Origin of the sequence: Halorussus sp. MSC15.2, from assembly GCF_010747475.1 — an archaeon.
In the GTDB taxonomy this organism is placed as follows: domain Archaea; phylum Halobacteriota; class Halobacteria; order Halobacteriales; family Haladaptataceae; genus Halorussus.
The window spans coordinates 331,777-356,010 of sequence record NZ_VSLZ01000003.1 but is presented as its reverse complement, the minus strand read 5'-3'; the positions used below and the strand labels follow the sequence as shown (position 1 = coordinate 356,010).

The 24,234-nt window shown below is 63.7% G+C and carries 18 protein-coding genes and 2 pseudogenes; 7 read left to right on the top strand and 13 right to left on the bottom strand.

Annotation, left to right across the window (positions count from 1 at the left end):
- Positions 1–5 precede the first annotated feature (5 nt).
- Positions 6–1,864, bottom strand: a pseudogene (locus tag FXF75_RS13120) (flippase-like domain-containing protein).
- A 379-nt stretch (positions 1,865–2,243) separates the two neighbouring features.
- Between FXF75_RS13120 and FXF75_RS13115 the strand changes: the two are divergent.
- Entirely contained in the window at positions 2,244–2,486 is a 243-nt protein-coding gene (locus FXF75_RS13115; RefSeq protein ID WP_163522325.1) for a hypothetical protein, read from the top strand.
- A 171-nt stretch (positions 2,487–2,657) separates the two neighbouring features.
- Here the strand turns inward: FXF75_RS13115 and FXF75_RS13110 are convergent, their stop codons facing one another.
- The 5 genes from FXF75_RS13110 to FXF75_RS13090 form a co-directional block, all read right to left on the bottom strand.
- Positions 2,658–3,530, bottom strand: coding sequence for an NAD(P)-dependent oxidoreductase (locus FXF75_RS13110; RefSeq protein ID WP_163522324.1), 873 nt, complete (start codon positions 3,528–3,530; stop codon positions 2,658–2,660).
- Between the two features lie 80 nt (positions 3,531–3,610).
- Positions 3,611–4,225, bottom strand: coding sequence for a MarR family transcriptional regulator (locus tag FXF75_RS13105; protein WP_163522323.1), 615 nt, complete (start codon positions 4,223–4,225; stop codon positions 3,611–3,613).
- 104 nt (positions 4,226–4,329) lie between these two features.
- On the bottom strand, positions 4,330–4,515 hold the full coding sequence (locus FXF75_RS13100) for a hypothetical protein (protein WP_163522322.1): 186 nt from the start codon (positions 4,513–4,515) through the stop codon (positions 4,330–4,332).
- Entirely contained in the window at positions 4,512–4,760 is a 249-nt protein-coding gene (locus FXF75_RS13095; RefSeq protein ID WP_163522321.1) for a hypothetical protein, read from the bottom strand. The genes FXF75_RS13100 and FXF75_RS13095 overlap by 4 nt, the downstream gene beginning before the upstream one ends.
- Positions 4,761–4,909: 149 nt before the next feature.
- Entirely contained in the window at positions 4,910–6,067 is a 1,158-nt protein-coding gene (locus FXF75_RS13090) for an SPFH domain-containing protein (protein WP_163522320.1), read from the bottom strand.
- A gap of 171 nt (positions 6,068–6,238) precedes the next feature.
- Here FXF75_RS13090 and FXF75_RS13085 point away from each other — a divergent pair, with 171 nt between their 5' ends.
- The 5 genes from FXF75_RS13085 (at position 6,239) to FXF75_RS13065 (ending at position 14,243) form a co-directional block, all read left to right on the top strand.
- On the top strand, positions 6,239–7,327 hold the full coding sequence (locus FXF75_RS13085; RefSeq protein WP_163522319.1) for a PQQ-binding-like beta-propeller repeat protein: 1,089 nt from the start codon (positions 6,239–6,241) through the stop codon (positions 7,325–7,327).
- Between the two features lie 351 nt (positions 7,328–7,678).
- A complete protein-coding gene (locus FXF75_RS13080; protein ID WP_205427555.1) occupies positions 7,679–8,983 on the top strand; it encodes a cupredoxin domain-containing protein in 1,305 nt (434 codons plus the stop codon).
- 91 nt (positions 8,984–9,074) lie between these two features.
- Entirely contained in the window at positions 9,075–11,033 is a 1,959-nt protein-coding gene (locus tag FXF75_RS13075; RefSeq protein ID WP_163522318.1) for a PQQ-dependent sugar dehydrogenase, read from the top strand.
- A 569-nt stretch (positions 11,034–11,602) separates the two neighbouring features.
- Positions 11,603–12,796: a YncE family protein gene (locus FXF75_RS13070; protein WP_163522317.1), complete on the top strand. Its 1,194-nt coding sequence runs from the start codon at positions 11,603–11,605 to the stop codon at positions 12,794–12,796.
- A gap of 493 nt (positions 12,797–13,289) precedes the next feature.
- Positions 13,290–14,243, top strand: coding sequence for a twin-arginine translocation signal domain-containing protein (locus tag FXF75_RS13065; protein WP_309221815.1), 954 nt, complete (start codon positions 13,290–13,292; stop codon positions 14,241–14,243).
- Positions 14,244–14,454: 211 nt separating this feature from the next.
- Here FXF75_RS13065 and FXF75_RS13060 read toward each other — a convergent pair whose 3' ends face one another.
- From FXF75_RS13060 to pyk, 3 genes are all read right to left on the bottom strand, one after another.
- Positions 14,455–15,015: an NfeD family protein gene (locus tag FXF75_RS13060; RefSeq protein ID WP_163522315.1), complete on the bottom strand. Its 561-nt coding sequence runs from the start codon at positions 15,013–15,015 to the stop codon at positions 14,455–14,457.
- Between the two features lie 90 nt (positions 15,016–15,105).
- Complete coding sequence (locus FXF75_RS13055; RefSeq protein WP_163522314.1) at positions 15,106–15,288, bottom strand: hypothetical protein; 183 nt, start codon at positions 15,286–15,288, stop codon at positions 15,106–15,108.
- A gap of 96 nt (positions 15,289–15,384) precedes the next feature.
- Positions 15,385–17,133, bottom strand: coding sequence for a pyruvate kinase (gene pyk / locus FXF75_RS13050; protein WP_163522313.1), 1,749 nt, complete (start codon positions 17,131–17,133; stop codon positions 15,385–15,387).
- A gap of 118 nt (positions 17,134–17,251) precedes the next feature.
- On the opposite strand from pyk, the gene FXF75_RS13045 reads away from it, so the two are divergent.
- Entirely contained in the window at positions 17,252–17,536 is a 285-nt protein-coding gene (locus FXF75_RS13045; protein ID WP_163522312.1) for a GYD domain-containing protein, read from the top strand.
- 36 nt (positions 17,537–17,572) lie between these two features.
- Here the strand turns inward: FXF75_RS13045 and FXF75_RS13040 are convergent, their stop codons facing one another.
- The 4 genes and pseudogenes from FXF75_RS13040 to FXF75_RS13025 all read right to left on the bottom strand — a co-directional run bounded on the left by FXF75_RS13040 (position 17,573) and on the right by FXF75_RS13025 (position 24,213).
- On the bottom strand, positions 17,573–18,166 hold the full coding sequence (locus FXF75_RS13040) for a hypothetical protein (protein ID WP_163522311.1): 594 nt from the start codon (positions 18,164–18,166) through the stop codon (positions 17,573–17,575).
- Between the two features lie 355 nt (positions 18,167–18,521).
- A pseudogene (metG, locus tag FXF75_RS13035) lies at positions 18,522–20,655 on the bottom strand (methionine--tRNA ligase).
- 792 nt (positions 20,656–21,447) lie between these two features.
- Positions 21,448–22,311 carry a coiled-coil protein gene (locus FXF75_RS13030; RefSeq protein WP_163522310.1) on the bottom strand — a complete coding sequence of 288 codons (864 nt, stop codon included), beginning with the start codon at positions 22,309–22,311 and terminating at the stop codon, positions 21,448–21,450.
- 279 nt (positions 22,312–22,590) lie between these two features.
- On the bottom strand, positions 22,591–24,213 hold the full coding sequence (locus tag FXF75_RS13025; protein ID WP_309221814.1) for a hydrolase: 1,623 nt from the start codon (positions 24,211–24,213) through the stop codon (positions 22,591–22,593).
- Positions 24,214–24,234 lie beyond the last annotated feature (21 nt).

The window sequence follows — 24,234 nt, the reverse complement described above, 5'->3', positions numbered from 1 at the left end:
ACCGCTCAGTCGTCGGTCGGTTCCGCCGGGTCGGCCGCGGCCCGCGCCTCCTTGCTCTCCTCGACCGCCGTGGTCAGCGAGACGTTCAGCCAGAGCATCGAGGCCACGCCGCCGACCAGCGTGACGACGTTCTTCACCGCGTGGTCGAGGATGGCCGCGCCCAGCGCGACGCTCCACCCTAGCGGCGTCAGGGCGACCACGAGCAGGGTGAACGCGCCCTCGTAGAGACCGACGCCGCCCGGCGACAGCGGCAGGACCTTGGCGAGGTTGCCCACGCTGACCGCGAAGAAACACACCGCCGCGAGCATCGGAATCGGGAGCGCGACGCTCGGGAAGGCGCTCAGCACGAGCAACGCCGTCACCACGTCGAGCGTCCAGATGGCGAGACTGCTCGCGCCGACCGTGAGGAAGGCGCTCCGGTTGCCCGCGACGGTCTGGACGTCGCCGGTGAACCGTTCGACGACGCCCGCGACGTAGTCGGCGTACGAGTCGCTACTGAGTCCGGAGACGACTTCGCGGACGAGGTTGCGGTCAGAGCGAGCGCTCGCCACGATGGCCACCACCGCGAGGATGGCCGCGAGACCCACGCCGCCCGCGACGTAGAGGGCGGTCTGTCCGGCCGCGCCGTACTCGCCGCCCGAGGCGGACGCGCCCCCGGCGGGCGGTGACCCGAACAGAGTCGATTCGAGTCCGGCGGTCGCACCCGTCAGCGCGAGGCCGATGAGGACGACGCCCGCGAGCATCGTGATGGTCAGCAGGTCGAAGACGCGTTCGACCGCCAGCGACGCGAACCCCGTGGGATAGGGAATCGCGCGTCTGGCCTTCACCACGTACGCGCGGACCGCGTCACCAGCGCGCGCGGGGAACACGAGGTTACCGGTCTGGCTCACGAAGATGGCTCCCGTCAGGAAGTTAGCGTCCTCCGAGTAGCCCAGCTCTTCGAGGATGTCGCGGTAGCGCGTCCCGCGCAGGGGCCACGAAATCGCGTAAACGAGCGCGGCGAGACCGACTAGCACGGGGTCTGCGTGACTCATCTGGGTCAGCACTTCCCCGAGCGGGAGGTACTGTCCCATCAGGAGGACCGCGACGACGGTCAGGAAGATGCCCGCCGCGATGGAGACGCGCTTGGTGATGCGGGGTTGGACCGAGAACTCCCACCAGCACCGCATAATCTGGCTCCCCATCCCGAACACGTCCCGGACGATGTCCACCTTCGAGTCGCCCTTCGGCGTCCAATCGACCGCGAACTCCTTGACGTCGTAGCCCCGGCGCTGGGCGCGAACGAGGACTTCGGTGTCCCAGAACCAGTGTTCGTCCTCCACCTCGTTCAGCACGTCGAACAGCGCGGTCCGGTCGAACGCCTTGAACCCGCACTGGTGGTCGCGCATCTCCGACCCGAGGAACGTCCGCGTCAGGCCGTTGAATCCTCGACTCGCCACGTCGCGCTTGGCGGGTCGTCGGCCTGCTCGCCGGGCATCCAGCGCGACCCGGTGGCGAAGTCGTACTCCCCCGACCGGACGCTCTCGACCAACTCCTCGAGGTGTTTCATGTCGGTTGCGAGGTCCGTGTCGAAGTACACCAGCGTGTCTCCGTCGGCGGCCTCGAACGCTCGATTCAGTGCGCCTCCCCGGCCCAGTCGCTCGTCGCTGTGATAGTGCCGGACCCGCGGGTCGTCCGCGGCCATCCGGTCGGCTATCTCGGGGGTGCGGTCGTCGCACCCGTCTTCGGCGACGATGACTTCGAACGTCCCCGCGGGGAGGAATTCGCCTAGCGTGGCGAGTGTCGTCTCGACCGTGTTCTCGATGGTGGCCTCCTCGTTGTAGGCCGGAAGGACGACGCTCACCTCGACTGCACGACCGCTCATTATCGAAGTGAGACAGTCCCGCCGCCTAAGTACCTTCTGCTCCGTTCCGGACGCTTCACGCCTCTAGGCCGGTCCTTGCGGCTTCGTTCACGCAGATTCACGCGGAAACGGCCCGTGGAGCGGAGTTGCGACGTCGTTACGCTCGGTAATCGCGGATTATTCCGGACTGTTCGGGCGACGACGACGATTGACAGGTCGCCGACCGCCCCCGACTCCGGTCCGTACCGGTCACCGAAACCTCAGATTAACCAGCTGTACCAACAGGCCCCTCGGGGGTAGTTTAGTTCAACTGTAGTTGGTGCGAAATCGCAAGAGGGCTGCGTGTTAACTCCACGTACCAAATCCACTAAGGCGGCTTCCGTCCAATGGAGAAATAGTCATGAGCACGACCGCAACTGCTGGCACGACCGCCCTGACCGACAAGCAACAGCGCATCCTCCAGTTCCTCCGCGAGAAGGGCCAGATGAAGACGTACTTCAAGTCCCGACTCATCGGCGAGGAACTGGGCATGACCGCCAAGGAAGTCGGCGCGAACATGACCGCCATCGCCGACGGCGAGTTCGACGTGGACGTCGAGAAGTGGGGCTACTCCTCCTCCACGACGTGGAAAGTCACGACCTGACGACGTAGTCGGACCGAACCCGGTCTGCTCAGACCGCGGATTCTGTCCGGTCCGGAGTCTCGACCCGACGGAGACGCTGCTGGCACGCGCTCGGGGGAGTGCGGTTTCCAGTCTCTCGATGCCTATCGTCCGTCCTCGGCCCGTCTCGCTTCTTATTCGGTGCGTACTCGCTCACAGGTCTCGCCACGACCGGTCGGCCGACCAGCCCAACCACTCATCGGCCTTCCCCGTGTCGATGAGGCTCTCGTACCCCTCGAACGACTCCCGAATCTCTGCGTCGTAGTGGCCCGCTAACTCGGAACTCGGCGCGGCCACGGTCGTGTCGCGGGCGGCCCCGAAGAACACCTCGTGGCCCGCGAAGTCTGCTTCTAGCGCCCGAGTTGCGAGGGCCACCGCGTCGTCTACGTGGAGGTACGCGAACAGGGTCTTGCGCGCCTTCTCGAAGAACCCGGCGTCTCGAACCGCCTCCGGCGAGCGGTCGGCCTCGGCGAAGACGGTCCGGAGTTCCGCCTCGCCGGTCACGAGCGGAAACCGGAGCGACGCGACGGTGGTCGGTGCTCGCTCGCGTCGCCCGAACCCGTCGGCGACCGCTTCGGCGACCTGCTTGCCGAGACCGTACGGGTTCGACGGCGTCAGCGGGTGGGTCTCGTCAACCGGGAGGAAGCGCACGTCCACTTCGTCCTCGAAGCTAGCGCCCATCGCCGAGAGGCTAGACGCGAGTACCACCGTCTCGACGTCGAGCGCTTCGGCGGCGTCCAGCACGTGATAGGGCGTCTGGGCGTTGCTCCGGAAGGTGACGTGACCGGGGGTCTCGTCGGGTCGCGGAATCGTTCCGAAGTGAGCGACGGCGTCGGGGGCGGCGCTGGCCAGCGACCCGTACACCTCGCCGGGGTCGAGGAGGTCGGTCCGGCGGTACTCGTCGGCGACCGACTCTCGGCGCTCGCCCCGACTCAGATTCACCGTGTGGTATCCGCGCTCGGCGAGTTCCGAGAGCACGGCCGAACCTAACTCGCCGTTCCCGCCGGTGACTGCGACGGTGTCCATAGAGAGTGAACGAGTACGAACGTCCGAAAAGGTACGGAATTTGCGGGGCTACACCCTCGCGCCTCGGGACCGAGCGGACTTCACGGGTCGAACGAGATGAAGCCGTCGGCCTGTGCGGCGAACGTCGCGGCGTTCTCGCCGAACGAGTCGGCGTACCTGACGAGCAGAGTGATGACCGTCTCGGGGTTGCGAACCGCGTAGCCGTCCTCGCGGTCCAGCAGGCCCGCTTCTTCGAGGTCGGCGGCGTACTTGCTCACGGTCGGTCTCGACACGTCCAACGCCTCCGCGAGGTCGCTTCCCGTCGCGTCAGGGTCGCGCAGCAACTCGATGAGCATCCCGCGGGGCGTGTCCCTGCGGAGATAGCCCAACGCGACTTGCTCGAACGAGGCGAACTGCTCGGCCGGGTAGAACCGCCGGTAGTCACCGTCGCGGCGACTCTCGACCACCTTCGATTCGAGTAACTGTCGGAGGTGGTGCTGGGCTTCACCGGTCCCCAGTTTGAGGTCGTCACGAATCTTCGAGAAGTGCGCGCCCGGCGTGGTGGCGACGTAGCCCGCGATGGCGTCGCGGGCCTCGCTCTCGCCGCCGGTCTCGTCGTCGCCGCCGAACGTGGCCAGCGGCGTCGCGGCCCCGAGGACCGCGAACCGGCGAAGGGTCGCCCGCTTATTTTCATCCACTTCGGAGCGCTCAACCATCTACAAGAAAATGGTCGTGATGGAAGATTAAAACACCTTCGGCTTGCGAGACGGTCGCACGGGTGAGGTATCGGAGACGGGACGGAGAGGGGCTACCTCGCCGGTCAGGGGGAGGTCGGTGTGTCGTCGTTTCGGACGTCGGTCACGATTCGCATCGGAACGCCGCCGCAACGCCGACAGTCGTCGCGCCAGTCGTCGTGACCTGCGCCGCAGTGAGCGCACTCGTAAACGCTCTCGACGTCGGGACCGTCGAGCGCGTCCTCGACGACGTTCCGGAAGTCATCGTTCACGGTCCCCTGTCCGTCTCGTGACCGCCAAGTGACAACGCCACGGCCCATCCCGCACGTTCGACCAGTGCGAACTCGTCGTGGACGCTCACGGAGAACGCCGTTCGACAGTCGGGGCAGGCCGGATTGGCGCGGTCGATGCGCTCTAATCCCGACCCGCACTCCGGACAGGTCAGGTCGCAAACGTTCGATTCGGTATCGCTACTACTCGTCGGGGTCGGCTCTTCGATTACGTTCTCGCGTGCCATGGTACGACAGAGCGGCGCAGACCCGACGGTGGAGTCGGACCGCCGCGCTACTGGTCACCACTCAGGAGGACGAGTAATAATTTTCCTAAAAATTACGGATAGGTTCGTCAGAGGCTGCGCACGTTCCGGAAAACGAAAAATATCGGGGGCTACTTCTCTAACTCCGCGTCCATCTCGGCCTGCACGTCTTCGAGGTCGGGGTCCTCCTCGTCCATCTCTTCGATGACCTCGTCGGCGCTCTTGATGTTGGCGGGGTCCTCGCCCTCCTTGATGGCTTGGGCCTCCTTCTCCATCGCTTCGACGTCCATCTCGGCCTCCTCGTCTATCTGACCCAGAATCTCCTCGATGTTGTCGAGACCGATGAGTTCGCGGGTCTCGGCGTCGAAGTCGAGGCTATCGAGTTTCTCGCCGTCGGTCTCCACGTCGCTCCCGGTCAGGTGCTTGCCGTAGCGACCGACCAGCGACGAGAGTTCCTGCGGGAGCACGAAGGTGGTGGACTCGCCCTGACCGATGGATTCGAGCGTCTCCATTCCCTTGTCGATGACCGCGCGCTCGCCCATCGACTCGGCGGACTTCGCGCGGAGGACCGTCGAAACCGCGTCACCCTGCGCTTCCAGAATCTGGCTCTGCTTCTCACCCTGCGCACGGATGATGTTCGACTGCTTGTCACCTTCGGCGGTCTCGATGGCGCTCCGTCGCTCACCCTGCGCCTCCAGAATCATGGCGCGGCGCTTCCGTTCGGCGGAGGTCTGTTGCTCCATCGCCTGCTGAACGTCCTTGCTCGGGTTGACTTCCCGAACTTCGACGCTCTCGACGCGGATACCCCACTCGTCGGTGGGTTCGTCGAGTTCGCGGCGGATTTTGGCGTTAATCTCCTGTCGCTTGTTGAGCGTGTCGTCGAGTTCCATGTCGCCCAGCACGGCCCGCAGGGTGGTCTGGGCGAGGTTCGAGACGGCGCGCTTGTAGTCCTCGACTTCGAGGAACGCCTTCTTGGCGTCCATGACCTTGATGTAGACCACGGCGTCGGCGGTCACCGGCGAGTTGTCGCGGGTGATGGCCTCCTGTCGGGGCACGTCGAGGGTCTGGGTTCGCATGTCGAAGCGGTGGGTCGCGCTCACGAACGGCGGCACGAAGTTGATACCGGGTTCGAGGAGTTTCCGGTACTCGCCGAACACCGTCAGCGCGCGCTTCTCGGTGGCATCGACGATTTCGACCGACTGCCAGATGGTAATTACTGCCAGTGCGAGTACCAGCAGGGCGACTATCGTGAAGCCACCGACCGCGGCGGCCTGTAGTGGAACGAACATACTTGGTCTGTTAGCAAGAATGAATGTTAAGCGTTCCCCCTCACCGCCACTCTTCCTCTAGCGAAGTTCGAGGTGACCGCACTATCGAGACGACGAGTGCCGAATCGATACTGCGTTCAGGCGGCCGGAAGACGGATGCGCGACGCCACCGACGCTCCCGACCGAGAATCGATGACAACCCCACCGAGACGCCGCGCGGACGATTGGCCGACGTTCCAGTACGACACGGCGAACACCGGCAGACCCCGTCGGTCCGCTCAGACCCGCGAGACGCGAGGCGAGCAGGTGTCGGGCGACCCGACGGAGCGGACGCGATGGCGCTTCGACGCTCACCACCCGGTCGTCTCCTCTCCCGCAGTCGTGAACGGCACCGCCTACGTGGGGAGTACGGACGGGATAGTCTACGCCGTGGACACCGTCACGGGCGACGAGCGCTGGGCGGTCGAGACGGACCACCACGTCTTCTCCTCGCCGGCGGTCGAAGGCGACACCGTCTACGTCGGGAGTCTGGACGGGACGCTGTACGCTCTCGCCGCCGGAAGCGGGCGGCGACGGTGGGGATTCGATACCGGTCACCCGGTCGCGGCGTCTCCCGTAGTCTCGAACGGCACCGTCTACGTCGGGGATACAGACGGGACCGTGTACGCGCTCAATGCGTCGAAGGGCACCGAGCGTTGGCGATTCGAAACCGGCGACGCGATGGACGCGGCGTGCGCTATCGCCGACGAGACCCTCTACGCCGGGAGTAACGACGGGAGCGTGTACGCGCTGAATCTCGCCGACGGTACCCGGCGTTGGCGCTTCGAAACGAACGACGCGGTGGCCTCGGCCCCCAGCGTCGCGCGAGACACCGTCTACGTGGGGAGCAACGACGGGAACGCGTACGCGCTGGACGCCGCGGACGGAACGAAGCGCTGGCAGTTCGGCACCGCGGACCTCGTGAAATCGTCGCCTGCGGTCGGCCGCGACGCGGTTTTCGTCGGGAGTTGGGACGGGAACGTCTACGCCTTGGCGGCGGACGACGGGACCGAACGCTGGCGATTCGAGACCGGCGACGTCGTCGAATCGTCCCCGGCCATCGTCGGCGAAATGCTGTACGTGGGGAGCGGAGACGGTACGGTGTACGCGCTCGACAGGAGTAACGGAGTGACGCGCTGGCAGTTCGGGACTCGGAACATGGTGATGTCCTCACCGGCCGTGGTCGGCGGCGTTCTCTACGTGGGCAGCAACGACGGACGACTGTACGCGATTCGGACGTGAACCGGTCGGTCACAGATATTTGCCGCCGTCTGTGGACGTACACATTTACAGACGATACACTCTCTCGTAACTACACACCGTTTCGGAGTCTCCACCGTGTTCCGAGTCTCTCCTCCGTCGGGTGTGCACGCTCGATGCACGTCCACCACACACTCACATTGTGAACGATTAGCAATGACGTGTTTCCGCGTTGGAGACCTCGATTCCCGGCGACGAGTACGATTCTGACGTCGGTCGGTAACTTCAACGGCGATTTGCGACCGACGAATTACGCCTTGCGAAACGGAACACTCTGAACGGTCGTTCCGCTTTATTCGCTCGTTCGCTGATGGCGACGGTGGAGGGGAGAGAATGAGCAACGACAGTAACGGACGCGGCGCATCGCGCAGGCGATTCCTGCGAGCGACCGCAGGGGTGGGAATAACTGCGGGCCTCGGTGGTGCGGCGACGGCCCAAGAGACGACGCAGGGTCAGGGCTTACCGACCGAAGTACAGGTGAAGCAGGACGCGGGACGACTCGTCTACTGGGTCCTTCCGGGCAAGCGCCGACTGAGCAAGAAGGTGTTCGGAACGCCGGAGAATCCCAAGCAACTCGTCGAACCAGTCATCGAGAAGGCAAAGAAACCGGCAATCAAAGAGCTACTCCGGCAGTACCCGTTTCCCGTCGGCGTTCCGCTCGACAAGCGCGCGGTCGAGGACGGCGAGTTCACCACGACGACGGTCCCGACGGCGTTCAGCGACGAGGGACGAGTTATCGACGGCGAGTTCGAACTGACGTACCACGACCGCGACCCGAAGGACTCGGGGAAGCCGACGAAGACCGAGGACGCGATAGAGGTCGGTAAACTCCGGTTCACGGACCCGAAGCGGAACAACTACGAACTCGACTTCCGGACGATATTCGCGCCGCCGATTCCGGAGTACCAGACCGGCGGGGGCGTGTTCACCGACAGATTCCACCACGGGCTTACGGACACCGGGTCGCCCCTCATGCCCAAGGTGTACACGTACGGGGCCTCGTACTCCCTCGCCGACGTCATCGTGAACGGTACGACCGTAAGCAAGCGCCGAGTCACTCACTGGATGACGACGCAGACGGTCCGGACCGATACGTACAACCTTGCTATCGAGGAAGACCTGCCGCTTCGCCCCGAGAACACCATCGCCGGACGACTCCTTCACACGCATCTGATAGTGCTCCCGATTAAGATAACCAAGCAGGGAAAGCCCAAATACGCGCCCCTCGACGGCATCCCGGTCAAACAGAAGTTCATCCACGTGATGTTCGAGGAGAACACGCTCCAGAAAGCGCCGTTCGAACCGCAGTATCCGACTGAGTTCGAGGACACGCCGACTCCGACCACGCAGGAAGCCGCGGGTACCGAAATCGAGGTAACTGGTCAGGAGTACACCTTCGACCCAGAGGAAATCACCGTCGAGCAGGGGAACGAAGTGACCATCCGATTCCGGAACGTCGGGACCATCTCGCACAACTTCAAACTGCCCAAATTCGGCGTCAAGACCGACACGATACTCCCCGGAAGAACCGCCAGCGTCACGTTCACGCCAGAGGAGGTCGGGAAGTTCACCTACGTCTGCGGCGTCCCCGGCCACGCCCGAGAGGGAATGCGAGGGACGCTCGTCGTCACGCCCTGAACCGACAACGACCACAACAGGACAACCAATGACACGAGACACGAACTCACCAACGGAACGATTCTTCGGAGACACGTCGCGTCGGGACTTCGTGAAGGCCGTGGGGGCGGCCGGAGCGACCGCCGCAGGTGCGGCCAGCGTCGCGGCCGCGCAGGACGACTCGGACGTAGCGCAGACGTTCAGATTGGACGGCGTGGCCGACTACTGGATTGGGCGAGCGCCCGAGCGAATCTCGGGCGTGAAGAACCCGACGCTGAACCTCGAAGCCGGGAAGAAGTACCGGGTGGTCTGGGAGAACCTCGACGGTCGGTCGCACAACTTCTCGGTCTACACCACGAAGGGGAACTTGGTCGTGTTTTCGCCGTATCTCGACGCCGAGGGCGACACCCAGACCGTCGAGTTCGTCGCGACCGAGAACATGGTCCAGTACTACTGCGACGTCCACTACCTCAGCATGCGCGGCGACATCGAGGTCGAGGGCCAGACTCAGCAGGAACCCGACCCGGTGGACGCGGGCTACTTCCCGAAAGGCCCGAAGGTCGGACTGAAAGAGGTCGCCAGCGGCTTCTCGTACCCGGTGGCGATGAAGGCACCCGAGGGCGAGGACCGACTGTTCGTCGCGGACCAGCCCGGCCAGATTTACGTCCTCGACAGGAGCGAGATTACCGGGCAACAGGCGCTCGACGTGAGCGAGCGCGAACCGTTCATCGACATCAGCGACCGCATCTTCCACGAGGCGGGACCGCACCCCGAGACCGGACTGCTGGGACTGGCGTTCCACCCGAACTTCCAGCAGAACCAGAAGTTCTACGTCCGGTACAGCGCGCCCGTACAGGACGACATGGGCGGGGAGACCCACCACGCGTCGCTGGTCTCGGAGTTCGAGGCCGACCCGAACCTCGAGGGCGCGAGTCCCGACACCGAGAAGATAGTGCTGGCGATGCCGTCGCCGGGGTCGAACCACAACAGCGGAAACATCTCGTTCGGTCCCGACGGACTCCTCTACGTCCCTATCGGCGACGGCGGATTCGGCGGCGACACGGGCGACATGCAGGGCCACGTCACGGGTGGCAACGGGCAGGACATCTACAACAACCTGCTCGGTAGCATCCTCCGTATCGACGTGGACGGCAGTCAGAACGTCCGGGGCGAGCAGAAGGAGTACGCCATTCCCGACGGGAACCCGCTCGTCGGTCAAGCGGGTCTCGACGAACACTACGCTTGGGGCTTCCGCAACCCGTGGGGGATGTCGTTCGGACCGAACGGTCGGTTGTTCGTGGGCGACGTCGGTCGGGCGCTGTACGAGGAGGTCGATATCGTGGAGAAGGGCGGAAACTACGGCTGGCGGCTCCGAGAGGGGAAACACTGCTTCGACCCGTACTCGCAGGGGAATCCGCCGAAACAGTTCAAGTGCGCGGATACGAGCTACCCGCCCCGAAGCGACCCGTTGCTCGACCCAATTCTCGAATATCCGCACGTTCACGAGGACAAGCCGGTGGGGCAGGCCGTCGTCGGCGGACACGTCTACACCGGGGAACAGCTTCCGGACCTCCAAGACAAGTACGTGTTCGGCGACTGGAGTTTCTCGCCCGTCGCCCCGCACGGGACGCTGTTGGTCGCCACCGAGTCGGAGGAGACCGGGGTCTGGGGTGTCGACAAGCTCCGAGTCGTGACCGAGGGTCTCAGTCGTCCCGACAACCGAATCAGCCGGTTCGTCATCTCGTTCGGCGAAGACCAAGCTGGAGAACTCTACGTGCTGACCAGTGAGACGTTCCTTCGTCAGCAGAACGAGGGGTCGCTCTACAAACTCGTCCCCGCTGGTGAAGGGCGAGTCGAACAGGTGAACGTCAACGCAACCGAGCGACCGGCCGCGAACGAGACGACGGAGACCGACGGAACCGAAACGACGATACAGAACGAGACGGCCGCTAACGATGTCGGACGGGACCTCGTTAGTCGGGCACGCGCGCCAGGATTTGGTGCGTCGACTGCGCTCGGCGGACTTGGGGGCTTCGCTGCACTCCAGCGTTACTTGGGAGACGACGACTGAACCTAGGTTATCTCCCTCCTCGGTTTCCAGACTCCGAGTTGCCGACTGTGCTCGAATATTCCGCTTATCGAGTCTGAAACCGCACAAATGGGGGTTGTCGGGGTCTGGGCCGAATCAGCACGCTCGGACCCATATAGCGGCGTTGGTCGGCGCCACCCGACCTCGGTATCTAATGGATACCACTCGCGTTTACAGCTTCATCGCACGGCTGCAACCGTGGGCTTTCGCCCTGCTTCCGCTGTAATCGCATCGGATGTGCAGGTTGCATGCACACTCGCCTGCCTCTGTTTCGTGGATAATCAGACTGTATCACCGTTGTCCACGAACTACTCGTTTACTGAGAGTGTGGTCTGAATTGCTAGTCGACAGCACGCGTTAAAATTCAGAATAACTCCTGAACCTCCGGTTGTACAACCGAACACCCCAAACGGTAGCTCCGTTTTATTCGACGAAACGATGTAGCGGGCCTCGGGTATGAGAGACGACACGCCAAGACCAAATAGACGCATCGCGCAGACGATTCCGGCAAGAGACCACGGACGTCGGGGACTGTCCGAGGAGGTACGAGAATGACGCAAAATGACGAATCGCGGACAGAGAATAGCGGACTCACCAGACGGAAACTGCTTCGGACCACTGGCGGAATTGGAGCCGCAACCGCAATCGGCGGCAGTGCTGTTCCCGCCCTCGCGCAAGATGACGGTGGCGGGACGGGCACAGGTAATCTGTACACCACGTGCTGGGAGGCGAACGTAGTGGTGGTGACGAAGGCCGACGCAAAACTGCCGAAGTCGGTGAAGGACACCACTCACATCAAGGTCGGGAAGGCACCGCTCTACATCTCGGGCGGAGTCGGGGGGCAGTCCTTCTTCGTGACGAACGCCGAGAGCGGCGACGTTTCGGTGATAAATCCCGAGAAGAAAGAGGAGACCGAACGTATCCCAGTCGGTCAGCAACCGCGAGGTGTCGGCGTCAGTGCCGACCGCCAGTACGCGTTCGTCGCGAATCGGGGCGAGAACACCGTCGCCGTAATCGACACCCAAAAACTCGCGGTCCAGACCACTATCGACGTCGGAGAGAACCCACACGACGTCGTGTTCAGTCCCGACGGTACGCAGGCCTACGTCACGAATCACGGGAGCGATACCGTCGGCGTTATCGACGTCGAGCGCCTGAAGATGACCTCAACGATTAAGGTCGCCGACGGGCCTCGCACTATCGCGCTCAACGCCGAGAGAAATCGTCTTTACACAACGAACACGGTCTCGAACGATTTGGGCGTCGTCGATACCGAACAGGGAAAGCTCTTGGGCACACGGCCGCTGACCGACGGCCCGGCGGATGTCGCACTGACGCCCGACGGGAGTAAAGCCTACGCGACTGGAATGCGGGCGGGGACGGTCGTCGTCTACGAGGCGGCGTCCGGCAACGACGGAGGCGGTTCCGGACCGAGCTACGAACTCTCGAACATCATCACCGTCAACGATTCCCTGAAGGAGATTCCGGTCGAGAGCCACGAAGCGTATACGGCAGGCCCGTACGGAATCACCGTCGGTCCGAACGGAAAGCTGGCGTACGCCGCGTTCCTCGGAAATAATCAGGTCGTCACCATCGACACTGAGACGGACGAGGTGGTTGATAGAATGTCCACGCCAGCTCCGTACGCTTTCGCAATTCGGCACGATGCTGAGGCGAGGGAGACGACCACGACGAACGCCACTACTGCCAAGACGACTGGAGAGACCACTACCAGGTCCGGGTGAATACACTCTTTCGAACAGACTCCTCATTCATCGCGGAAAGCACCTGACCGTCTCACCGATTTCGCGAGGGTCGGAGGGCGCGTTATCCCCCGGAACTGAGCAGAATTCTCCGAGGGTCCGAAACTAGAGTTTTATTTCTGGAAAATAAGTCGAACGCAACGAGACGATGCACGAAAGCGCAGTTTTCCTACAGACCGAAACGGAATCTCTGGACGCTACAGAGCCATTGACAGTGGAAGAGGGAGACGATAAGTGAGTGCGTGTTTCCACTTTCGGTCGAGAGAAGATACACTTCTGCACTTCACGAGAGTGTAACGATTGCGTTATCCTCCGAAACGTCGATTAAGGGGTTGAAAACGGAGGGATTCTTGCTGTAGCGCTGGATAATCTATCTCTATTACCTCTCAACAGTCCCGAGACAACTGAAACAGTTTCTCCAATTTTTCCCGTTTGATGGGATAGACACGGTGTCGGACGAACGAGGAGTGTTGGGATGAGACCGGAGCTACCGCAGACCAAACTGACAATGACTGAGAAAAACGACACCATTAGTTCGAAAGAGAGCATCGAGGCACTAACCGAAAAACTGGGCGGTCCGTTCGACTCCCGGCGAGACTTCCTCAAGAAGACAACTGCCATGTCGGCAGCGGGTCTTGGCCTATCGATGGGTACGGGCACCGTCGCGGCATCCGGACAGCCGGCCGCGCTCACGCCCAAAAAGAAGTTCGAGAAGTTCGGCGACGGCAAGTTCATCCTGCTGGAGAATCCCGAAGGTGGGAAGTTCCCCCAGACGCGTCCGGTCGCGTGCGGAGGGTCGAAAGAGGAATACCACGTCTACCAGATATTCTATCTCTCGGAGGACGCCGACGCGGCCGCCCGGGAGTCGTACCTGCTCGTTCCGACGGGGACCGACGTGGAGACGGCGCAAGTCTACAAGTTCGCCGGCGAACCGGCTCCCTGTGAGGGCGACGAAAAGGGCAAGTTCGAGTTCCTCAAGGTCGCGTACGAACCCGTCGACCTCGAAGACGAGGACGATGACGAGGAGAAGGAGGTCGACGGTGCGACGGTCACGTTCCGGAATCAGACGTACGGCGGTAGCAAGGTCACGGTGCAGGAGACCTTCCTGCCGGAGGAGGGGTTCATGGCCATCCACGACCTGAGCTTGGTGGCAGACGGGTTAAATCCGGTGGACAGCGTCATCGGCGCGTCCGAACTCCTCGATGCGGGCGAACACGAAGACGTGGAGGTGCCGCTGTTCGAGAGCGTACCGGGTGCAGAGTTCAATCAGGATGAACTCCAGTCGACGCAGGCGCTCATCGCGATGCCCCACAAGAGTACGAACGACAACGAGACGTACGACTTCGTCCAGTCGGGCGGTGAGAAAGACGGTCCGTTCACCAGAGGCGGCGCGGCGGTCGTCGACATCGCCTTCGTCGTTGTGGAATAGTAATCGTGACGAGAAGATGGCCACGGCCATAGCTGAGTAACTGGAGAGTCGTGGGGGCCGACCTCCGAGATAGGTAGACCGCCCTCGTTTTCTATTACCGTTTCGACCGGCGTGCAGTCGACGACCCGACGGCATCTTCGACTTCGAGACCGACGGAACCGAAACGACGATACAGAACGAGACGACGGAGAGCTAACGGGCCGGAGAGGACTCACGTCTCTTCTGTTTCACGGTCCCGCTCGCGCTGACTGTCGTCACGAGAGGACGACTCGCGCCCGTCACGCAACTCCCGGTCGATGGGGTCCTCGATGGCCTCCAGGGCCTCGACCTTGACGACGTTGCCGCCGCCGGGGTCCACGACCATCACCTCCGTCCCTTCCGGAATCTCGCCGTGGATACTCCGCGCGGCGTAGTAGGGGTTGAAGCCGCCTTCGTGGAGCTTTATCTGACCGTCCTGCGTCGTGACCCGTTCGGTGACGCGACCGGTCTGTCCCTTGAGCGAGTCGGAGTCCCGGGTTCGCGCGACTCCCTTGCCGCCGTAGAGGTCGAGTTCGCGGTAGGCGTACAGCGAGGCCGCCCCGAAGCCCAACACCAGCGCGGCCAAGAGAAGCGGCGAGGCGGCCGGACCGAGGAGCAGTCCGACCAACCCCGCGAGAACGAGTGCGACGCCGAGGACGACGAAGTGTGCGCCCGGAATCAGCGCCTCGGCGATAGCGAGACCGATACCGGCGACGAGGAGCAACAGCGGGAGCGAGTCCAACAGCGGTGCCATACCATCGTCTTGGAATTCGGACGGGTTAACGTTTTGCAGTGTGGCCGACGGTCGTCCCGACGACCGCCCGAGCGCACGCCGCGAGCGGCCTCATCCGGCTAGCAGGACGATGCGAGCGAAGACGAACAGCATCGTCCCGACGCCGAGCGCGACGAAGAGCGCGTTCTCGACTGACGGCGACCCCGGTTCGAGCGGTTCGAGCGACTCGTCCGCCGCTTCGGGTTCGTACCCGTCCTCGCCGACCTCGTCGGTCTCGTACTTCCAATCCGACATAGCCGTGCGTAGGCGTCCCACCGCTAAAAGGTTGGCTCCCATCGCGGTGTGTTTCGGGGACTGCGGCGGATACCGTCCGTGGATGCGTAGTGCGATTTACGGTCGCTCGGCGTGGGTTACGTCGCCGTCGTAGACGACGCCACGCTCGGCGTCGAGGGTCACCACGTCGCCGTTCCGGATGGTGGGGTCGAGTGGCGCACCGCTCACCATCGGGATGTCGAGTTCGCGGGCTATCATCGCGGGATAGCCCGTCATCCCGGGCCGGGCGTCCACGATGCCGAGGAGTTTCGAGGGGTCGCCCGTGAACTCGCCGTCGAACTCGGGGTCGAGGGCCAGAATCGACCCCTCGGCGACCGCCGAGAGGTCGCCGTTCTCGGTGCGCGCGACCGGTCCGGCGATTCGACCTCGGACCACGCTCCGGCCGGTCGCGATGGTCTCGGCCGCGACGTGGACCTTGAGCATGTTGGTCGTACTGGTGTCCTCTAGTTCCGACATCATGCCCGAGACGACGACGACGGTGTCGCCGCTGTCGGCCACGCCCGCGTCGAGCGCGGCCTGCACGGCGTCCTCGATGATGGTGTCCACGCCCTCCGCGACGGGCGTGTACTGGGCGTTGACGCCCCACGCGAGCGCGAGTTGGCGGCGCACGTCGTCGTTGGGCGTGGTCGCCACCACGGGGACTTGGGGTCGGAACTTCGATATCTTGAGCGCGGTGTACCCGGATTCGCTGGCCGCGACGATGGCCGACGCGCCGATGTCGCGGGCGAGGTAGCGCGCCGACCGCGCGAGCGCGTCGGTCCGGGCGTCCTCGGCCGAAGGGACGCGCTGCTCGCGGATTTCGTCGTACTCGTCGCTCTCTTCGACTTCCCTGACGATGCGGTCCATCGTCTCCACGACCCGGACCGGATTGTCGCCGATGGCGGTCTCGCCCGACAGCATCACCGCGTCGGTGCCGTCCAGCACGGCGTTCGCCACGTCGGAGGCCTCCGCGCGGGTGGGCCTGCGGGCGTGGACCATCGAGTCGAGCATCTCGGTCGCCGTGATGACCGGCGCGCCGGCCTGCTGGCACTTCCGGATGATGCGCTTTTGAATCATCGGCACGTCTTCGAGCGGACACTCGACGCCGAGGTCCCCGCGGGCGACCATCACGCCGTAGGCCGCCCCGATTATCTCGTCGAGGTTCTCGACCGCGCCCCTGCGCTCGATTTTGGCGATGATGGGGATGTCAGCGCCCAGTTCCTCCAACACCTCGCTCACTTCGAGGACGTCCTCGGCGCTCCGGACGAAACTCGCAGCGACGAAATCCGCGCCCTTCTCGGCCGCGAGTTCGAGGTCACGGCGGTCCTTCCCGGTCACGACGTCGAGGTCGAGGTCGACGCCGGGGACGTTGACGCCCTTTCGACTGCTCAGTTCGCCGCCGCTCTCCACGTGCGCGAGGACCGTCTCCCCATCGGTCTCCTCGACGGTCGTCTCGATGCGGCCGTCGTCCAGCAGTACCTTGTCGCCGGGTTCGACGTTGGTGATGGAGTAACTCAGGCCGACTTCCTCGGGCGTGGCGGTGTCGCCCGCCACGAACCGGACGGTGGACCCGGTTTCGAGGTGAATCGGCTCCTCGACCTCTGCGGTCCGAATCTCGGGACCCTGAAGGTCCACCATCACCGCGAGGGGGTTGGTGGTCGTCTCGTCCACGGTCCGGACGTGGTCGATGAGTTCTGCGCGGTCTTCTCGCGTGCCGTGACTGGCGTTGAGTCGGGCGAGCGTCATCCCGGCCTCTGCCAGTTCCCGGATAGTACGCCGGGAGTCGGAGGCCGGTCCCAGCGTACAGACGATTTTGGCGTTTCTCATGGGTCGGCGTACGCCCGTCCGGGCCAAAAACCCCCGGTGATTGGCCCAGAGTTCACTCACCATCGAGTTGTTCCGCTAGCCACAACCCCTTATTGCATCGCTTCCGAATGGAATAGTTATGCCACAGTACGCCTCCCTCGTGGACGTCCGGACTGACTTCCAGAACGCGCAGGAACTCACGTCAGTCTGGGGCGACATCCGGTCGGACCTCGAAGACCAGCACGCCGACCTGAAACACACGTACGCCATCCTCGGCGAGTACGACTTCCTCGTGGTCATGGAGGCACCGGACCGGAACGCGGCGTATCAGGCCGGGGTCGCGCTGGAGCGCCACGGTCTCGACGCCCAGACGATGGAGATAATCCCGACCGAGGAGTTGGCGGAAGTCGTGGACGACCTCTGACTAAACACCGATAAAAATGATGTTCGAGGGCCGGACTCAGAGGTCGTGATTGATGATGACCGAGTCCCCGTCGGCGACGCTCGCGTTGACGGCGTAAATCGTACCGTCGAGGTAGTAACTGTCCGTGTCGCTGAAGTCGAGCGTACCGTCACAGGTATCGTCACTCACACTGTCGCTGGATTCGAGGTTGCCGTACTCGTCACGCATGTCTCGACTGGCTTTGACCCAGTAGCTGGAATCGCCACCGCCCTCGATGTCGAGGCGACCGCCACGGTTGATGCCGTTGGGATTCACGACCTCGAGCCACACGTCGCCGCGAAGGCCTACGCCGGTCACCTGCCCGTCGAACGTGTACTCGTCGCGGTCACCGTCACTGAGTTCGCCCGAAAGTCGCGAACTGGTAGAGCTGTTGTCGACGCCGTCGGAGCTTTCGAGCGTACTGCTGACGGCCGACGCGTTCGGGTCGTTGACGTAAACGTGGTAGCTTCCGCTCCCACCGTTGCCCTCAAGAATCACCTTCTGGTCGGCCGCGGCGGCGGGCTGAGCGCTGGCGAGCGCGCCGCCAGCGACAGTGGTCGTCAGCGCTGCCTTCTTCAGGAACGCACGTCGGTTGGAGGTGCTTCGGGTCATGGGGACTGCATCCGATGATAGGAACGTCTGAAACATAAGGTGTTATAATTTCAATCACTTTGGGGATGTAGCTCAGTGCTGCAGTTTTTATACAATTGAGAGATTAATTAGATTAAGAATAGACTAAATTATTCTATTAGTGATTTTGTAATTATTGTCTGTCGAGAGATATGTGTGCAACCAATCAGGACGGCGTCGGACCTGTAACGGAGGCGGTAGCCGAGATTCGGGTCGGTTTCACGTCCGAATAATACCCTCCGACTGTCGAACCTCGTACGTCCCGGTCTCAATAGTAACCGTCCTCGACGTTCATCTATAGTAGACCGATACTGTCCGGAAAATCGTCAGGAAGGGCTTACTTGACCTTCGTGCCCGGGACGCTGTCGCCGTGGGTCGTCAGCAGGTCGGCGTCCTCGCCCGCAGCGAGCACCATGCCGTTGCTCTCGACGCCGAACAGTTCGGCCTGTTCGAGGTTCGCCACGACGACGACCTTCGTGCCCGGAAGTTCGTCGAGGTCGTGGAGTTGCTTGATGCCCGCGACGATTTGGCGGGTCTCGACGCCGATGTCCACTTCGAGGCGCGCGAGGTCGTCCGCGCCCTCGATGGGTTCGGCGACCTCGATTTCGCCCACGCGGACGTCGAGGTCTTGGAATTCTTCGAAGCTGATGCGGTCGTCGCTGACGGGTTCGATGTCGATGTCGCTCACGGTGTCAGTCTCCTCGTTGTCGTCGTCTTCGTTCGCTTCTTCCGTCGCCGCTTCGACTCGCTCCTGCAACTTCTCGTTCAGTTCCTCGACGCGTTCGTCCTCTATCTGCTCGAACAGTTCGTCGGGTTCGCCGAAGTCGCCCGGCGGCGATTCGAGGCAGGTGTCGAGGTCGGCGTCGTGGACCGACTCCGCCTCGCCCAACTGCTCCCAGAGGCGCTGGGCCTTGTCGGGGAGGATGGGTGCCGAGAGGACCGCAACGGCCTTGGCTATCTGGACGCAGTCGTAGATGACCTGCTCGGCCCGTTCGGGGTCGTCGTCGGTGAGGTTCCACGGTTCGTTGCGCTGGATGTACTCGTTGCCGAATCCCGCCAGCGCGACGGCGGTGTCGCCCGCCTTTTTTGAGCGAGTAGTCGTTCACCGCGGCCTCGAACTCCGAGACGGCCTCCTCGATGCGCTCGGCGACCTCCGCGGAGGTGTCGGCGTCCGGCGCGCCGCCGTAGTTGCGGGCCGCGAACAGCAGACTCCGGTAGGCGAAGTTGCCGAGCGTGCCGACCAACTCGCCGTTCACGCGCTCTTGGAACTTCTCCCACGAGAAGTCCACGTCCTGCTGGAACCCGCCGGTGGTGGTCAGGTAGTACCGCACGAGGTCCGGGTGGAACCCCTCGTCGAGGTAGTCGTCGGCCCAGACCGCGCGGTTGCGACTGGTCGAGAACGCGTCGCCGTCGAGGTTGACGAACCCGCTGGCCATCACCGCACGGGGTTCGTTGTAGCCCGCGCCTCGGAGCATCGACGGCCAGAAGACGGTGTGGTGCTGGATGATGTCGCGGCCGATGACGTGGACGATTTCGCCCGTGTCGGCCTCGGCCCACGTCTCGTCTTCGGTCTCGCCCTCGGCACCCGCCTCCGGCGCGCCGTCCTTCCAGACTTCCTCCCAGTCGAACACGTCCTCGCCGACGCGCTCGGTGTACTGCTTGGTGGAGGCGACGTACTCGATGGGGGCGTCCACCCAGACGTAGAGGACGAGGTCTTCTTTCCCCTCGCCGGGGTAGTCGATGCCCCAGTCCATGTCGCGCGTGATACAGAGGTCCTGTAGTTCGCCCTCTATCCACTCTCTGGGCTGGTTTCGCGCGTTGCTGGTGCCTTCGAGTCGGTCGATGAACCCTTCGAGGTACTCCTGGAAGTCGGAGAGTCGCAGGAACTCGTGTTCGCGAGTGCGGTACTCGGCGGGGTTCCCGGTGATGGTACTCACCGGGTCCTCGATTTCGCCGGGTTCGAGGTGGCGCTGACACCCCTCGTCGCACTCGTCGCCGCGGGCCTTCGCGCCGCAGTACGGGCAGGTCCCCTCAACGAAGCGGTCGGGCAGGGGCGTGTCGGCCTCGGGGTCCCACGCGACCTGAATCTCCTTCTCGAAGACGTGGCCCGCGTCTATCCACGACCGGACGAACTCCTGCGTGAGTTCGGTGTTGGTCTCGTCGTGGGTGTGGCCGTAGTTGTCGAACTCGACGCCGAACCGGGGGAACGTCTCGGCGTACTTCTCGTGGTGTTCCAAGGCGAACTCCTCGGGAGAGACGCCCTCCTTCTCGGCGTTGACCGCGACCGGGGTCCCGTGCATGTCGGACCCCGAGACGAAGGCGGTCTCCTGCCCTAACTTCTCTAGGGACCGTGCGTAGGCGTCCCCGCTGATGTACGTCCGGAGGTGGCCGATGTGGAGGTCGCCGTTGGCGTACGGCAGTCCACAGGTCACCACCGCTGGCTTCTCCGTGGGAAAGTCGTCGTGGCTCATACTATCCAATCCTTCGTGGCGGGTGTAAAACCCGCCGATTTTCGTGTTCGGGCATGGCGCTGGTCGATGGGATTCGCTGGTAGACGTTCGGTGGCGACTCGACCGCTCGGTCGGGTTTCGCCACCGCGAAAAACCGTCCGCGTGCCACGGTCCGGGTGGGTCCTCCCGACGTTATGCGTTGCTCGGCGTACGCATACGCATCGCGCGGTCGGGCGTCTGGAATTCCGTGACGCCGGAACCTCGGACCGTGGACGGCACGATTTTGGGTTGGGTGTCTCGATATTTAAACGTTCGTTAGCTCTGTCACGAGGCACCACACGCCACTGTCGCTGGTCCAAGCGTCCGACTCGTAGAACTGGGGTGTATACGACCGCCCGAAAGAGGCCTCTCTCCTCGAAATTCCGACGGTTCGTCCACCGACTGTGGTCGGCGCGTACGAGCGCGACCTCGTGTCGCGCCCGCTGCGCGAGGTCGTCGTGAGCGTCGCGAACGACTGCTCGGCGGACGCGGTCTGTCCGCCGGTGGAGTCGCCGCGTTCGGGCGGCCGACGAGGGGGTGTGAGGCTATCGCGGTGCGGTACGGTTGCGGTGACTCGTTCGTACCGGCAGAAGCTAGTGCAGACGAGGCCACTACGCGGACGAGACTACCAAAATCGCAGTGCTGTGACGTGGGGTCGCGGGCTTCGATAGTAGCGAAGTGGTAAATCCGTACCACCCCGTCGACCACTACCGATGAAGCCACCGCTACCCGAAACTGAAGAACTGAGAAACTAATGCCGCAGAACTACGGAGTTTACAGCAGACCCGTCTTCTGGAGCTTCATGAGGTCCTCGGTGTCGAGGGTCTCGCCGTCCTTGAACTGCTGGTAGATTTCCTCGGCCTCTTCCTTGGCCTCTTCGCGCTCCTTCTCCTTCTCGGTCTTGCGCTCTTCCTCTTCCTGCTTGTCGAGTTCGCGCAGGCGCTTCTGGACGCGCACGAAGTCCTCGTGGTGCTGGTCGGCGGCCTCCTGGGCCTCCACGAAGCTCTCGTGCATCTCGTCGGCCTCGTCGCGAATCTCGTCGGCTTCGCGGTAGGCCTCAATCATCTGGTTGTGATGCTCTTGGGCCTTGTCCGCGAGTTCGGTCACCTTCTCGTGGTGACGGCTAGCTTCGGCGCGAACCTCTTCGGCTTCCTCGACGAGTCCTTCGAGGTCCTCGCTGTCGTTGAGCTTCTCCTTTCGGTCCTGAAGCTTCTCGCGCTTGGCCTCGATTTTCTCGATGAGTTCGCGCTCCTCCTCGGTCGAGAGGACCTCGGTCTGCTGCTTGAATTCGAGGTCTTCGATTTCAGATTCGAGTTCCTCGATGTCCTTTCCCTCGTTGAGTTCGAGGTCGGACTTCTTCTGCTCGACTTCGTCGAACAGTTCGTTGGCCTTCGCGTTGAGTTCGTTGCGCTTCTCCTTGTGCTCCTGAACCTGCTCGTTCAGTTCGTCGCGCTTCTCGCGGTGTTCCTGAGCCTCGTCGACCTTCTCGCGGGTCTTGGCGTTCAGGTCGTCACGCTTGGAGGCGCGCTTGCTGGCCTTCTGATTCAGCTCGTTTCGTCGGTCTCGGAGCTGGCCCGCAAGTTTGATTAGTTCGCCTTTCGACTTGTTCTGAAGTTCCTCTTCTGTTACACTTACCATGCTAATTTAACCTCGATTCCATGCCCGCCTCGGCGTTCGGCGAGCCAGTGGACGACAGCAACTGCTGTCTACAACTGGCAATCGACCGTTGACAATAGTCCCATGTCATTTGTCGCGCGATGCTTGCCGAACGCTCGTGGCGTTCTGGTATCTGCAAATATTCGCTGTGTATATATAAATGTTGCGTTGAATTGGGGCGTGGAAACCGTTCACACGTCCGCTAACGGCCGTGTAAGGCCTTCCCACACTCTTCGGTGGGGTAATAAACACCGCCGGACGCTACAGCGGGTAGATGTTCTGGACGGCTCCGTCGGCACGCCCGAAGGAGAGTTCGACCGCTCGGGCGTCGTCTGGAACCTCCAGCGTCCCGGCACGCGAACGACCGTAGGCTTCGACCTCCACGTCGGACCCGCCGGTCCGGTCACCGGCGGTCCACGAGACCGTGCCCGACACCGCCTCGGGCGTGTCGTTGATGACCGTCAACTCTCTGGTCGAACCGTGCGTCGGGTACCCGTCGAGCACGACCTGTACGGGTTCCAGCGAGGCCGCCATCGCCTCGTACCCGTCCTTCTCGGACCCGTCGGCCGCCAGCACGCCCATGCCCGCCCCGGCGTCGGCGTCCCGGAGCGCGTCGGCCACGAGCAGGCCGGTGCCCCGGCGGCGGAGCGTCTCGGTGACGTGCTTGAGGACCCGCGTCTGATACGTCTGAGAGGCCTCGACGGGGGTCGCTTCGTCGCCGCCCAACGTCTCGACGTTTCCGGCGACGTAGGCGTCGTGGGCGTCGGCGTCGAACCCGGCGGCGTCGTGGCCCTCCGCCGCGGTGAGCGACCCCGCGCCGAACGCGCCGACCGCGCCCGTACAGTCGTACTTGTCGAGGACCCACTCGGCGTCGTCGGCGTCGCCGTACTGCCATCCGGGGTAGACGTGTGCGGCGTCGGGGTCGATGCCGGGCGCGCCGGAGACAGGGAACACTGTCGTGTCGTCGGGGAAGGTCTTGGCGAGTTCGCGGTCCGCGGTGGCGTCGTAGTTCGCGCGCCACGCTCGCCAGCGGACCTTGTACCGGGCGAGACGGGAGGGACCGACGCCCGCGAGGTGGTCGGTCGGGTCGGCGCGGACGCCGAACGCGGCCACGCAGGGGTGGCGCTCGACCGACGACGAGAGGGTCTCTGCCAACGCCGTCGCGCGGTCCGGGTCGGTTCCGGCCGACTCGCCCGCCCCGGAGATGGGGAGGTCCTGCCAGACCAGCAGGCCCGCCTCGGCGGCGGCCTCGTAGAACTCGGCGGGCGGGACGTGGCCGTACGCGCGGACGACGTTCGCGTTGGCGTTGGCGGCCCGTTCGACGTCCCACGTCGGGTCGCCCGTCGGGAGGAGCGAGAACCCACGTCCCCGGACTTCCTGTCCGTTGACGACCAATCCGTCGTCCCCGGCGTCGCGGATTTCGGAGAGACCGGTCTTCACGACCCGTTCGGAGTCGCCGAGTTTCGCCCGGACCGCGTACCGGTGTTGCGGGCCGTGACCCGCGGGCCACCAGTAAGCCGGGTCGCGGAGTTCGAGCGTCTTCTCGACGACAGCGCGCTCGCCCGCGTCGGCCTCGATTCGAGCGCGTTCCATTACGCCGCCGCCCCGGAACCCCTGCGGGCGCACTGACAGCGAGATGCGCTCGTCCAGCGCCTCGCCCGCCTCGACGGCCAACTCGGCGTCGATGACCGCGCCGTCGTCGGTCCGCCGGGGCGTCAGCGAGAGCGTGTCCACGAACGTCTCTGGATGCGTTTCGAGGTCCGCGGCCCACCAGATGCCCGGGACCGCCTGCTCGTCCGGGACTCGGTCGGTCGCGTAGACGCCGCCGTACGATTCGGGGGCGCGACACTCGACGACCAGTTCGTTGTCGGTTTCGAGGTCCACTTCGTACGCGCGGGGACGAAG